The following is a 14,311-nucleotide window of genomic DNA, read 5'->3' on the forward strand; positions in this document are numbered from 1 at the left end:
TTTAGGTTGTATAGACACAACCTATAGAGGTAGTAATAAAAAATATGATCGTCTTTGTTGCTGGTATGATTCAACTAATAACAAATTATGTTATCAGGAAATGATAAAAGGCGATAACGATACTAATATAACAAACGACAAGGTGGTTTATAAGGCTTATATAAAATATTTCTTTAACTCATCAACTACTACAGGATATGATAGTACTAAAGTATACTACTGGGAAGAAAATTCGATAATAGGTGCACATGATCCTACTAATCACAACTTTAATCCTAAGGACAGCCTTGCTGCCTGGACCGATAACGAAAAATATTTTATAAAAACTTTAATATTCAACAAGGACGGAACCAAATACAAGGACATGACCTATAGCCCCATTACCGGGATTACTGTTACTACAAAAGATACAATTTATGACAAGGATTACAATCCCGGTTTGGTGATTGGCCCCAATGACGACAGCACGAAATATTATTACTCCACCTATAAAAACCCCGGTGACACTACCACCCGCTACTGGCCCAGCCCCAGCAAGGTAAAATACCCCAACGGGGATTCGGTGATGACCTACTTCTCGGCCAAGGGGGATTCCAATTACCGGCTGCCGGATTCGAGCCGGGACGAGATGGGGCGGATAACGGTCTACCATTACGATTCTGAATACAACGATACGGCAGTGGTGTATAAGAACCGGGTGCTGGCCGACGGCGAGGGCAGCAACCACGACGTGACCACCAGATACCATTACAACAGCAAGGGCAACCTGATTGAAACCCTGGATCCTCTGGGGCACAAGACCATCATGCATTACACCGATTCCGATACCGGGCAATATATGATAGAACAGCGGATAGACATGGGAACATCCGGGGAGGGTAACGAGGATATAGTCACCCAGTACGGGTATAATTTGAGTAATGGGACTATGGATACCATGACATTCTACCGGGATTACCCCAACAATCCCAGCCGGACCTATTATACCTACGACCAGTTCAAGCATCTGGTAAAGACGGTTTATCCCGATACCGCCAGGGATTCCATGGTTTACGACCTAAAGGGTAATCTGCTTAAAAAATACACCATCAAGACAGATACGCTTTATAAGGCGGAATACGAATACGACCCGCACGACCATCTGACCAAGCTAAAGGAATACCGTTCGCCCAACGATTCGGCCAATGCCTATGATTCCACCCTGTATGCCTACAACCTACACGATAAGATGATATCCCAGACCAACGCTTTGGGTAAAATTACCAATTATACTTACTGCATGGACCGGTTGGTCAAAATCGCCTATCCCGATACCACGTATGATAGCATGGGCTACTGGCCCGGGGGCGATCTGAAGTTCAAAAAAGACCGCAAGGGCCAGGTGACGTATTACCAGTACGACGGCTATTCCGCCGGCTGCGGCTGTATGTCGTCCAGCCGCTCAAGATTGGCCAAAAAGTATTATTACGACAGCTTGGACCAGTATGTCAACGGGTTCAACTATCCTTCTGATTCGGTGATCTACGATTATGACCAGGTTGGCAACCGCACAAAAATGGTTGACAAAAACGGAACTACGATGTATTCTTACGACGGGCTTTATAGGCTGCAAACCGACTCCTGCGGCTATTTGAACACCAAGAACAGATACCAATATGATATGGCCGGCAACCGGACCCGGTTGAAGGTTTATAAGGGCGATGACACTACTATTTGCTATCTTGACCAGAATGATACTTTATATGATAATGCCAATCGGTTGGGGCGCACAACGGTGTCCGGGGATAACTACGATTTTACCTATTGGGATACCGGCATACCAAAGAGGATAAGCTATCCCACCTATGGTTTTTATTTATACGAAGACTATTGGGCTACACCCCGTGGTTATATTGATTCTATGAAAACAACTTACAGAGATGAACAGGGAACCTTTGTATGGTTTAGGAATAAATATACTTACAACGGCTTGGGCGACCGGCTTACCAACTACGTTTACATGACGCGTCCCGGCACTTCGGTGCTTTCCGGCACGATAAATTATACCTACGACGGCCTGCGGCGGCTGAAAAAAGTGCAGAACCCGGCCGGCTTCAACAATGCGGCCACCATAGATTACGCTTATGACGGTCTCGGCAACCGGCTTTCCAAGTACCGGAGCAATGGAAACGACACCTCCTACGCATACAACCAGGCAAACAATCAATTGACAATTTACGATAACATACCGCCCAGCGCGGAGGGATTTTACAACTACTACGACGCCAACGGCAACATGACCACCAGATCCGAATGGGCCGAATGGTATTTCAGCTACGACTATGAGAACCGCTTGACAAAGTGCAAAACGGAGAGCAGCGACAGCACCTTGCTTTATTACAATGGCGACGGGGCAAGGTTAAAAAAGGTGGGAACGAATGACAGCTCCAAGCAGTATATACCGGACGGCATGTATTCGGTGGTGGAAAGAACCAATAGCGACAGGCTGCGGTACAAATACGTTTACGCCAACGGCATGCTGCTGGCACGCACAGACAGTTCTGGCAATACCTACCAATACCAGCATAATGCGCTGGGGAGCGTTATTGGGGTTAATGATAAGAGTTCGGCGGTGTATAAAAGTTATCTGTACGACGAGTTCGGGGATTCTTTAGGGGCTTGGGGCAGCCTGAGCAATAGCTATCGCTATACCGGGCAGGAATGGGACGCCTTGCCGCTGAAAGGGTACAATTTACGGGCACGAGAATATTACCCGAAAGTCGGCAGGTTTATGCAGAATGACCCGATAGGTAATGCAGGCGGTAGTTTGAATTGGTATTTGTATGTGGCAAATAATCCGGTGAATTATATTGATATTCTTGGATTGAGTGAATGTACTCGTGAAGAAATGGTTAACGATGCCGCAGGTATTATGGGTAAGTCTATAAGGTTTTATCGTAATAACGTAAATAGTGGTATGGATTGTGCTCATTGGGCAAAGGCATTTCAAAATATGTTTGGTACCCCAAATACTAAATGTTGTAAAATGACAGATGTAGGTTATTGGTGGTTTAATAATCGTAATTGGCCAATGCATAATTTAATACGTGTTGATTGCACAAGTAAATGTGATGATGATAAATATATTTTCTTTATTGATGGATGGTTGGCTGCATTAATTGGTAATAAAACGCCAATATTCTTCGATATGCCTGGTTCACAACCTACGGGCTACCCTTGGGGAGGAAATTAAAATGTTAAAAAATATTAAGTATCAAGAATTATTTATTTTTATTATTGCTATTTTATTTGTGACGGTTTTCGTAATAATATCTTTTAATAATGCAATATTTATTATTTCACCTTTAGGTATTGCGCTTTATGTTGTAGCAATATTACTAACTGTTTCATTAACTATAACTAAAGCAAAGGAAAGACGGCGGAATATACGCTTTGTAATAATCAATCTAATATTTTTATTATTTCTTTTTTCTATAGCACTTAGATTAGTCTTACATGAAAAAACGATATTGCCAATAGTAAAATATAATACATTATCAAATAAATTATATTTATATTCCGCATTATTAGCAATAATATATTTTATAATATTTGGCCTGATTGATTTTGTTAAGTTTATTGTTGAACGCTTTAAGGTTTTTATAACTACATGCAAAATGGCCCGATAGGCAATAATGGCGGGAGTTTGAACTGGTATTTGTACGTGAGAAATAATCCGGTGAACTGGACAGACCCGACGGGTTTGAAAACGTGCATTAATTGGGGTCATACCCCCTGGGTAATAAAAAATAAAATATACGGTTCATGGGAATTTTATACAATTTTCCCACCCGACAATGGCATTTTGCCAGGGAAGGCTCTATGTACTTGGAAGCGTACTTATTCATATGTAAAAAGTGCTATAAAAATAAAAAAATGTTGGGAAGATTGTAGTGATCAATTTTCGTGGTTTGAAATGGATGGTGAGACTGCTGTTGATGTTTCGACTTTTAATTATAAGCGTACTGAAGGACGAAATATCCCAGGGGTAGGTTCACAATGCAGACATCCAAATAATTCTGCGTGGATTACTGTAGGACCAGGAAACGAGCATTAAAGTGGGAAATAAATATTGAACGGATGAATATTTATCCGCAATAAGTCAATATAAAGGAGTTGATATGACTAAGATATTGAAATCTATATTTGTAATAACATTTTTTTTAGTATGCTTTAATTTATTTTTGTTTACTGTTTTAATGATAATGCCACAATTATTTTTTACAACATCAGTGTTGGTATATGCAAGAATTATTTGTGCAGTTATTTGCACCGTTTTATCATTGTATTTAGTGGTAAAATATATTAAAAAAGAGATAAAAACCACTAATTGGTTCAGATTAAATTTCAGAGATAAAATTATTGTTTTTTGTTGCGTGTATTTTGTTTTTTCGGCTTTGTTGCATCCATTAACTATTACTATCGTTACTTTTGTAAAACAACCAATTGATAAAGTTGTTTTTGATTTTATCGATTTGATATTCTTGCGTATTATAAAATTTCCAGGTTATTATATTACTGCTATCAAACCATCACGTTATATTTATCAAGGCTTAGGCCAAATAGTAACAACAATATTTTGGACATTTATATATGCACTGTATGTTTATATAAATGGAAGAAAGAAAATTGTTAAATAATTATAAGCCCCACAAAATGTGGGGCTTTATTACAAAGGCGATGGGGTGCGCTTGGCCAAGAGCACCAATGCCGATGTTGAGAAGCGATATGTGGTTGACGGCATGAACACGGTGGTGGAGCAGGATGCCGGCGGGTATTTGCGGTATAAATATGTGTATGCCAACGGAATGCTTTTGGCCAGGGTAGACAGCCTCGGAAGAAAATTCTGCTACCACCACGATGCCCTGGGAAGCACCATTGGTATAAGCGATAGCAATTACGCTGTTTACAAGAGTTACCTCTATGATGAGTTTGGCGACAGCCTGGGGGCCTGGGGTTCTACCCCTTATAATGCTTATAGGTACACCGGGCAGGAGTATGATGGAAAGCCTGCATATGCTTACAACCTGCGGGCTAGGGAGTATTACCCCAAGCTGGGCCGTTTCATGCAGAATGATCCGATAGGGGACCAGGGCGGGAGCTTAAACTGGTATTTGTACGTGGCAAATAATCCGATTAATGCCACGGACCCGACGGGATTGTTCGCGTGGTATATGCGGTATGGCCATTATTGTGGCAAAGGACAAGATGCTGGCCGACCTACGCCGATTGATGCACTTGATGCTGCTTGCCAAGCACATGATGACTGTTATGGCAAACTTAATCTTGCTGGGATTGTGGGTGCTTTAGATCCATTCTTGCAGAGTGAGCGAGCATGTGGGAGAGATAAATGCGATAAAGCACTGTGTGAAGCTGCTAAGAACTTCAAGATACCTTATACCGATGCTGCCGGAATGATGGCGGCGAGAAATGCACGTGGTCTTATAATCCTAAAATTCTGTAGCGGTACTTCTGTCCAATAATTTAGTTAAGAGGAAACGAAAATGAAAAATATAAAGAATGTGATTTTAACTATCGGTATCATCTTTGGCATAGTATATTTCAAGGATGTACCAAAGGCAATATTTACAATGGGGAATAATATACAGTTTTGGGAATATATATTTTTTATCACCGGGCCGGTAGCGACTTTACCCATAGCAGTAGTAGGTTGCTTTCATTATAGACTCAGTGGATATATATTATTGATGTGTTCGGTGATAACGTGTATATCCATCATATTTTGTAAAAACCAGGAACATAAACTGTGGTTAATACTATATTTTAGTCTGCCAGTACTAATTATGAGTATAGCAATTATTATAACAAGTAGATGGAACGTAAAGCCGGTAGCAACGCAAACGTAAAGTAAAATAAAATAAAGAAGCCCCGCCGTATGGCGGGGCTTTTTATTGGTGTTCGTAAAGCCTGGCTTAATGCCGGGCTTTTTCCCTTCGATAGAACTCAGGGCATGCTTTTAACGGCCGTTTGCCGTCTTTAACTGCTGTGGCGGCTTACGGAGCTTTTCCCGTTCGAGGTAGGTATCCAATAGCTGGACTATCTGCTTGCGTTCCTTGGCAGGCAGCTTCTCCAATTGGCTTAAACGGCGGTAAAGCCTGTTGTCTTTGGTCTTGGGCGCCGCTTTCAATTTATCCAAGCCCATCAATTGGTCTACGGTCACGTCCAGGGCTTTAGAAATCTTGGGCAGCAGGTGGGCCGGTATGTGCTTGGTCTGCTTCTCGTAGTAGGCGATCACCAGTTGTGGTATGCCGGTCTCGGCCTGCAGGTCCCGCTGTGAATACCCGGCTTCCCGGCGCAGGGTGATTTTCACCTTGCGCCTTTTTGTTTTTTCGGGTATCATTAACCACAATATGATAAAAACCAACCTTCATATATCGCTGATATCCGGGCTTTTCCTGCTTCTGTTGGCAGTACCCGTATTTGCCCAGGTCAAGGGCATGTGGGTGGTGCGCTATTCGCTGACCTCGCCCCAGAACGTCAAGAAGATCGTGGCCCAGGCCCACCAGGCCGGGGTCAACAACCTGTTCGTCCAGTTCTACGCCCGGGGCGAGGCCTATTACGATTCCAAGCTGGCGCCTACCGCCGACTGCGTGACCAGGAATTTCGACCCGCTGGCCCTGATGGTCAAGGAGTGCAAGGCCAGGGGGATCAAGATCCACGCCTGGATCAATGTCTATTTCGTCTGGTCGTCGGACCGCAGGCCGCGGGACGGCCGCCATGCCTATTACCAGGATGACGGCTGGTTCGCCGCCGACCCCCAGGGCCGGAGTTTAAAGGATTACTCCCAGAAGGAGCTGGGTCAGAGAAACCTGGAGGGGGTCTACCTTTCGCCCTCCAGCCCGGAGGTGAAGACCTATCTGCGGGAGCTGGTGAGGGAGATCCTTTTCAAATACGACGTGGACGGCATCCACCTGGATTATGTCCGGTACGGAAGCATCAATTATTCCTACGACGTCTCCAGCCGCACCAGCTTCTACAACCAGTACAAGGTCGATCCCTTCGCCCTGCTGGAGGGGAACCGGGCCCTGGAGCCGTATTGGGCCACCTGGCAGCAGTGGCGGATGTACCAGATATCCGACCTGGTGGCCCAGCTGAAGTTGGACATCATGAAATTCAACCCCTGGGTCCAGCTGTCGGCGGCGGTCAAGCCCGACCCCGACGAGGCCCGGCTGTCGTTCGGCCAGGACTGGCCGGCCTGGCTGGAGAACCGCTGGGCCGATTTCGTGGTGCTGATGGACTATTCGTCCAATACCGGCACCGTGGTGCGGCTGGCCCGGAAGGCCGTAGCCTACAAGGGGCAGGGCCAGGTCTATGTGGGGCTGGGGGCCTGGCGGGACAGCATGGACGGGCTGATGGAGAAGATCCGGGCCCTGCGCAAGGCAGGGATCAACGATATCGTCCTTTTTTCCTATGACGGGCTGGCCCAGCGCAAGATAAGTTTCGAGATGCTGAAACACCGGGGATTCTAGATTTTGATTGAATTGACCGCCTGTCGTCATAAACGGCAGGCTTTTTATTTATATCTTGCATTTATTCAACCCTGAGAGTAAAATTACATCATGAAAAGAATCTTTGTCATCATAGCTCTGATTGTCCTCTTTGCCGGATTTAACGCCTGCCTGGCCGGGGGGATAGACATCGCCCGGCTCAAATACGGCGGGGGCGGGGACTGGTACAACGACCCCGATGAGGAGACCAATCTGCTCAAGGAATTCTCCGCCCGGACCGGACAGGAGGTCAATCCTGAAAAATTCAATATCTCAGCTGATGACGACCAGTTGTTCTCCCATCCTTTTTTGTTCATCACCGGACACGGCGGGATAAAATTCACCGAACGGGAGGTCAAAAGGCTCCGACGATATATCGAATCAGGGGGATTCATCTATGCCGACGACGATTATGGTATGGACACCACCTTCCGGAGGGAGATCAAACGTATCCTGCCGGAATGTTCTTTGCAGGAACTGCCCTTCACCCATCCCATCTACAACTGCTATTACGACTTCAGCGGCGGCCTGCCCAAGATCCACGAGCACGAGAAGGGCCGCCCGGTGGGTTATGGCATATATTTTCAGGAGCGGCTGGTGCTGTTCTACAGTTTCAATACCAATATCTCGGACGGCTGGACCAATGCCCATAACGACCCGCCGGAGGTGCGGGAGCAGGCCATCAGGATGGGGATAAACATCCTGTGGTATGCCGTTACCAATCCGTAGGGATTCAACCGACCTAACCCTTAAACCGTCCCCTCCTTGACCAAGGAGAGCCTGCACTGAGCCGTACAGGTTATTTTTAGCTAGCGAAGTGGGATAAAGGGGTGGTCAGATGGATGTATAGTTTTATAATTATTAATGGGGTCAGTATATAAGTAACATTTTTATTAGGAATCCATGAAACCATGAACACTTAACTGTAAAAACCCTATCGATTCCTGCGTTCCTGGCTTCCTTATAGAATAAATCCATTTGTCTTCGGCCGTTATGCAATTAATTAAGTGCTCTGGTTAATAAAACAATATTTTGCTATATTAGTATATTTAAACACCGTGGTCATGCCCTAGGCAGGGGTACAAAGCCTGGATTCCTTCCTTCGAAGGAATGACAGGCGATGCTATTAATTGACGCAGTATAAAATGGATCAAAAAAGGGATAACATAACTTTAAAAACAGCCCTTCAGGGTATTCACCGGAGGCAGCGGTTTGTAAGCACGATAAATATATTGATTGTTTCATTATATATCGGCTTAGGCTGGCTGTTGCTGCTCCACCTGGCCGACGGGATATTCATGCTTCCATCATATATCAGACAGGCCTCGTCTTACGTGACCCTTGCCGCCTTGCCGGGATTGGCCATATATCTTCTGATAACATCTCTGCGGCAGCCCGATCACCGGAAGACAGCAGCCAATATCGAAAACGTCCTGCCGGAGCTTAAACAGGAGATATCCACTGCGGTTCAGTTCGGGCTGGGTGAGGAAAGCCGGGAAAATTATTCCCGACAGTTGATAGCCGATCTCATCCAGAGGGCGGAGGAGAAGCTGAAAGTGATCCGGGGCGGAAGCTTTTTACCGGTAAGGGCATTGCCTTTCGGCAAGCTTGCGGTATATATTTTAATTTCGCTTACGCTCATCAGCCTGATCAAACCGGCGGAGCTTGGCATCAGCCTGGAGCGATTTATTCATCCCGATGGGGTCATTGGCAATTGGGAGGGGATCGAAATAAACCCCGGAGATGCCCGGGTGGCCAGGGGAAGCGAAATAAGGGTCGACGTCGCCAATCCGGGTCGAACATCGGGCAGGATAGAGTGGCGGGGAGCCGCCAACGGCTCGGCTCCCATGACAATCACCAATGGTAAGCTGGAGGCCGGGATAAAAGCGATCGACTCTTCACTTGCCTACCGCATAGTGCTGGGGCGCCGGCAGAGCCGGTTTTACCGGATAGACTGCTACACTCCGCTGCTGCTGTCGGACATCAGGATCAAGATAACACCCCCCAGATACACCGGCTTTCAGATCCGGCAGACGGAGAACCAGGGGGATATCACCGCCATCAGGGGTTCCCGGGTGTATATAAGTGCCGTTTCCACCTTGCCGCTGGAGGAGGCCGGGCTGACCTTTGACCGGAGCGGACAGAAGGATGTGGCGATAACCGAAGGCCGGCAGTTGTCGGCAAGCTTTTATGTCGGCAAAGACGAAAATTACCGCCTATGGGGCCGCACCACCCAGGGTGACACCTTTGTCAACCCGGCGGAATATAGAATAACCTGCCTGGAGGACGAGCCGCCGGTGATCGAGATCACCTCCCCGGAGGGCGAGGTCCTGCTGGGCGAGGACATGAAGGTGTCATTAACGGGTTTGGCCAGCGACGATCTCGGCCTCTCGGCCGTAAGGTTGGGCTATATCAGCCGCGATCGGGAACAACGCCAGGATATCAACCGCTGGCAGAAATGCCTGGCGGCCGCCGCGGTGGAATATGTCTGGGAGGTCGGGCGGCTGGATGTCCTGCCGGGCGATTCGGTGGCCTACTGGCTGGAGGCCCTGGACAACGATGCGGTATCCGGGCCCAAGACCGGACGCAGCCGGGTTCAGATGATAAGGGTTCCCACCATCGAGGACATCTACCGGTCGCTGGCCACGGCCGACTCTGCGGCCATTGAGGAGATCGGAAGGGCCGAGCAGGCCCGCAGCCAATTGAACCAGGAGATCGACAAACTGGCCCAAAGCCTGAAGGAATCCAGGAAGATCGACTGGCAGCAGCAGGCGGCGGCCGAACAGGTGCTGAAAAAACAGCAGGAGCTGGCGGATCGGCTGGAGAAGGCCATGGAACAGGCGTCCGAAGATCTGGCCCAGCGGGAGAACAAGTGGAGCTTCGATCAGGAAACCATGGAGAAGCTGGCCCAGCTGAGGGAGCTGTTCGACCAGGTGGCTACCGATAAAATGCGGCAGGATATGGAACGGCTGAGACAGGCCCTGGACAAGCTGGACAAGCAGGAGGTCAGCCGGGCCCTGGACAATCTGAAACTGTCACAAGAGGACTTCAATCGTCAGCTGGACCAGACCATGGAGCTTTTGAAGGAGCTGCAGCGGGAACGGCAGATGGAGAAGCTGGACCGCCAGCTGCAGGATCTGACCCAACGGCAGAAGGACCTGAAGGATAGGACCGAGGAGCGCCCGGATCATGATCAAAACCAAAGGTTGTCGGCCCAGCAGAAAGGGCTGGCGGAGGACCTCAAGAAGATCTCAGGCGAAATGCAGGAGCTGGCCAGGGAGCTCAAGGAGCCCAACCGGGAGGCCTCACAGAAGCTGAGCGAAAGCGCCGATCGCCTGCAGCAGAAACAGACCGGCCGAAAAATGGAGAAAGCCTCGCAATCGCTGTCCCAGAATGAAAATTCACAGGCGGCCGACCTGCAGAAACAGGTGCTGTCGGAGCTATCGATGGTCTCCTCCGGCATGCAGAGCGCCCGCAGCAGCATGCGGCAGGCCAAAAATAAGGCGGCGGCCAAAGCCGTCCGGCAAAGGGCCCGGGACCTGCTGGACCTTTCCCGCCAGCAGGAAAGCCTGAACCAGATCGGAACCGATGCGGCGGCCGACCGGAACGATCTGGCCAACCAGCAGCAGATAATCCGGCGCCAGGCCGAACGGATCAGACAGGAGCTGGACAACATGGCCCGGAATAACATGCTGCTGTCACCCCGTTCCCAGCAGATGATGCAGGAGGCCTCCAGACAGATGGACCAAGCCGCCCAGGCCCATTCGGAGGGACGCGGGGACCAGGCCCAAAAGGGCGGCCAGAAGGCCCTGGCCGCGCTCAACGGGGCCGCCATCAGCCTGATGGAATCATCCAGCGGCCAGGGCGGGGGCTCCGGCGACATGATGCAGGACCTGGCCGGCCTCTCCGGCCAGCAGCAATCGATCAATGAAGGAACCAGCTCAACGCTGCCCCTGCCCCAGGAGGGCGGCGGACAGATGTCGCAGCAGGCCCGTAGCCAGATGTCAAGGCTGGCCGCCCGGCAGGAGGCGGTCCGGCAGGGCATGGAGGAGTTCAACCAAAAATACGGCGGCCGGCGGGATAAAACCGGGAGAATGGATGATCTGGTGGAGGAGATGAAACAGGTGATAGAGGACCTCAAAAAACAGCAGGTCAGCCGGCAGACCATCGAGAGGCAAGAGAAGATCCTGACCCGGATGCTGGACGCCCAGCAGTCCCTGAAGGAGAGGGATTTCTCCAAGCAGCGCCAGGCCGAAAGCGGCCGCCTGCCGGAGAACGGCTATCTCCCGCCCAGGACGGATAAAGGGAAATGGACCCCGCAGGGGCTGCCGGCCTGGAAGAACTGGCGGCAGGAGTATTACCCCCTGGAATATAAAGAGATATTGGAGGAGTACTTCAGATCGCTGGGACAATGAAAATAAAATTAAATCTGCTGATAGTTCCGGCGCTTTGCCTGGCCATCTTTGCGGCCCAGGGGCAGAAGCCCCAACGCTTCGACCGATCAATTTGGCAGAAGGCGGTGGCCTGCCTGAGGGATGGCAACCGGGAGGCGGCTTTGGAGCAATTCAAGACATCCCTGGCAGACCCGCCCGACCAGGAGATGGTCCGCCAAGCCGGCCGCCTGTTGCAGCAGGCGGAGGCCGCTACCCAGGCCGAGGCTATCTATCTGTGGGGCCGGAAGGCTCTGAAAGAAAAGGAGCTTTTTGCTTACGAGCTGGGCGAAATATATCAGCAGCAGCTGAAATACCGGGAGGCGGTGCGGGAGTTTGGCCGGACCCTGAAACAACAGCCGGGAAGGGCCATGGGAAAATTCGAGGAGCTCTCCCTGCAGGCTGGGTACAAGGCCGTCTCCCTCCTGGCCGAAAACGAGGTGGCTGTCGAAACGGATGACGGGAGATGGCTGTTGGGAGAGCTTTTCCGCAAGTCAGGCGATCATCAAAGGGCCTGGCATTATTACAAGAAAATAAAGGAAGAAAAACGCCTGCGAATGGCGGTCGGCCAGCTGGCGGCCCAGCCCGGCCAGGATGTTTCATCGGTCATTTCGGTCATTGCCGAATATTTGGAGGGGCAGAGGTCCGATAGCCTCTTTTGGGAGATGAAACTGTCCGGATTATATCTTGCCAAAGGCGATCATCAAAGGGCCGAAAATATGTTGACCTCATTATCCGGCAAAAAGATACCACAGGCCCAACTGGAACTGGCCAGTCTCTGGCTGCGGCATAAGAACAATCCCCGCCGGGCCATGGCTCTGATAGACGATCAGAAAAAACACTGGCCCGATTCGTTGAAGATTGAGGGCGAATTCACCTCCGGACTGTGCCTGATGGCCATGGGAGATTGGGAGCGGGCCGGAGATAAATGGGCCGGGCTGGCTGAGGGGAGATATGATACTAATGTAAAACAGCGGGCCTATTATATGCTGGGTGAAATAAAACTGGCCCAAAATCAAGCCGATGAGGCCCTGAAATATTACGGACAGGCGGCCCGGGCCGACCCCCAAGGGTCATATACCAACGATGCCCTGGCCAGGATACTATTGATTTCCCAGGCCAAAACTGATAAAATCTCTGATGTCGAGTTGCTGGGCCGGGCGATGGCTTTCAAATATCGGGGCGAGCAGGCCCGGGCCGAAATAACCTTCGCCCAACTGGCCGATTCGGCCTCGGGCACCATGGCCGGGGACCTGGCCCTGACCGAGCTGGCGGAGATGGCCCTCTCCCGGGGCCATTTTGAAAGGGCTATCGAACCCTTGAAGAAACTGGCCGAAAGCACTTCGGACACAACGACCGCGGCCAGCGCCTATCACCGGATGGGCCGGATATACTACCACCAGGTCAAGCAGAAAAAGGCGGCCCTGGAGTGCTGGCGGGCCGGGATCATGAAATATCCCAACACCTCGTGGGCCGAGATGATGCGCCAAGAGATGGAATCCGGGCAGGTTCAATAGAAAAACAGATCAATCATAAAATATCAGGAGGCAACCATGAGTTTAGTACCGATAGTGATCGAGCAGAGCGGCAGGGGGGAGCGGGCCTACGACATATATTCCCGGCTGTTGAAGGAGCGGATAATCTTCATCGGGACCCCGCTGGATGATATCGTTTCCAACCTGATCATAGCCCAGCTGCTGTTTCTGGAGGCCGACGACCCCGAGAAGGACATCTTTCTCTACATCAACTCGCCGGGCGGCGGGGTCTCCTCGGGGCTGGCCATCTACGACACCATCCAGTACATCAAGCCGGACGTGGTGACCATCTGCATGGGCATGGCCGCCTCCATGGGGGCCCTGCTGCTGTCCAGCGGCGCCAAGGGAAAGCGCTTCGCCCTGCCCAACGCCCGGGTGATGATCCACCAGCCGCTGGGCGGAGTGTCGGGCCAGGCGGCCGACATCGAGATCCACGCCAAGGAGATCCTGCTGATCCGGGAACAGCTGAACCGGATCCTGGCCGACCATACCGGCCAGCCGGTGGACAAGATATCCAAGGACACCGACCGGAACTTCTGGATGTCCTCCGATGAGGCCCGGGAATACGGGATCATAGACGATATCATGAAGACCAGGAACCAGCTGCCCAAAAAGTAAAATTATTTGACTTTTCAATTATATATCTGATATAATTACTTTCTTTGAAAAAGTCTAAGCCACGGTAGCTCAGGTGGTAGAGCAGGGGACTGAAAATCCCCGTGTCGGCAGTTCAACTCTGTCCCGTGGCACCATAATAAAGCCGGGCGTGAAGCCCGGTTTTTCTTTTAGGATTCAGATG

General features: G+C 50.0%; 11 protein-coding genes and 1 tRNA gene. 11 read left to right on the forward strand and 1 reads right to left on the reverse strand.

Features of this window, described 5'->3' with window-relative positions:
• Positions 1–439: 439 nt before the first annotated feature.
• From A2273_09640 to A2273_09660, 5 genes are all read left to right on the forward strand, one after another.
• Positions 440–3,232, forward strand: a complete 2,793-nt coding sequence (locus A2273_09640) for a hypothetical protein (GenBank protein ID OGF06042.1) — start codon at positions 440–442, stop codon at positions 3,230–3,232.
• Between the two features lies 1 nt (position 3,233).
• Positions 3,234–3,668: a hypothetical protein gene (locus A2273_09645; protein OGF06043.1), complete on the forward strand. Its 435-nt coding sequence runs from the start codon at positions 3,234–3,236 to the stop codon at positions 3,666–3,668.
• Between the two features lie 492 nt (positions 3,669–4,160).
• Positions 4,161–4,679, forward strand: a complete 519-nt coding sequence (locus A2273_09650) for a hypothetical protein (GenBank protein ID OGF06044.1) — start codon at positions 4,161–4,163, stop codon at positions 4,677–4,679.
• A gap of 45 nt (positions 4,680–4,724) precedes the next feature.
• Positions 4,725–5,522 carry a hypothetical protein gene (locus A2273_09655; GenBank protein OGF06045.1) on the forward strand — a complete coding sequence of 266 codons (798 nt, stop codon included), beginning with the start codon at positions 4,725–4,727 and terminating at the stop codon, positions 5,520–5,522.
• A gap of 21 nt (positions 5,523–5,543) precedes the next feature.
• Positions 5,544–5,906: a hypothetical protein gene (locus A2273_09660; protein OGF06046.1), complete on the forward strand. Its 363-nt coding sequence runs from the start codon at positions 5,544–5,546 to the stop codon at positions 5,904–5,906.
• A 110-nt stretch (positions 5,907–6,016) separates the two neighbouring features.
• On the opposite strand, the gene A2273_09665 is transcribed toward A2273_09660, so the two are convergent.
• Positions 6,017–6,400: a hypothetical protein gene (locus A2273_09665; GenBank protein OGF06047.1), complete on the reverse strand. Its 384-nt coding sequence runs from the start codon at positions 6,398–6,400 to the stop codon at positions 6,017–6,019.
• Between the two features lie 10 nt (positions 6,401–6,410).
• Here A2273_09665 and A2273_09670 point away from each other — a divergent pair, with 10 nt between their 5' ends.
• The 6 genes from A2273_09670 (at position 6,411) to A2273_09695 (ending at position 14,264) form a co-directional block, all read left to right on the forward strand.
• Positions 6,411–7,529: a hypothetical protein gene (locus A2273_09670; GenBank protein ID OGF06048.1), complete on the forward strand. Its 1,119-nt coding sequence runs from the start codon at positions 6,411–6,413 to the stop codon at positions 7,527–7,529.
• A 90-nt stretch (positions 7,530–7,619) separates the two neighbouring features.
• Complete coding sequence (locus A2273_09675; protein OGF06049.1) at positions 7,620–8,276, forward strand: hypothetical protein; 657 nt, start codon at positions 7,620–7,622, stop codon at positions 8,274–8,276.
• Positions 8,277–8,692: 416 nt separating this feature from the next.
• Positions 8,693–11,962, forward strand: a complete 3,270-nt coding sequence (locus A2273_09680) for a hypothetical protein (protein OGF06050.1) — start codon at positions 8,693–8,695, stop codon at positions 11,960–11,962.
• Entirely contained in the window at positions 11,959–13,494 is a 1,536-nt protein-coding gene (locus A2273_09685; GenBank protein OGF06051.1) for a hypothetical protein, read from the forward strand. Before A2273_09680 ends, A2273_09685 begins: the two co-directional genes overlap by 4 nt.
• 36 nt (positions 13,495–13,530) lie before the next feature.
• Entirely contained in the window at positions 13,531–14,130 is a 600-nt protein-coding gene (locus tag A2273_09690; GenBank protein OGF06052.1) for an ATP-dependent Clp endopeptidase, proteolytic subunit ClpP, read from the forward strand.
• A 58-nt stretch (positions 14,131–14,188) separates the two neighbouring features.
• Positions 14,189–14,264, forward strand: a tRNA-Phe gene (locus tag A2273_09695).
• Positions 14,265–14,311 lie beyond the last annotated feature (47 nt).

The organism is Candidatus Edwardsbacteria bacterium RifOxyA12_full_54_48, assembly GCA_001777915.1.
Classification (GTDB): domain Bacteria; phylum Edwardsbacteria; class AC1; order AC1; family EtOH8; genus UBA2226.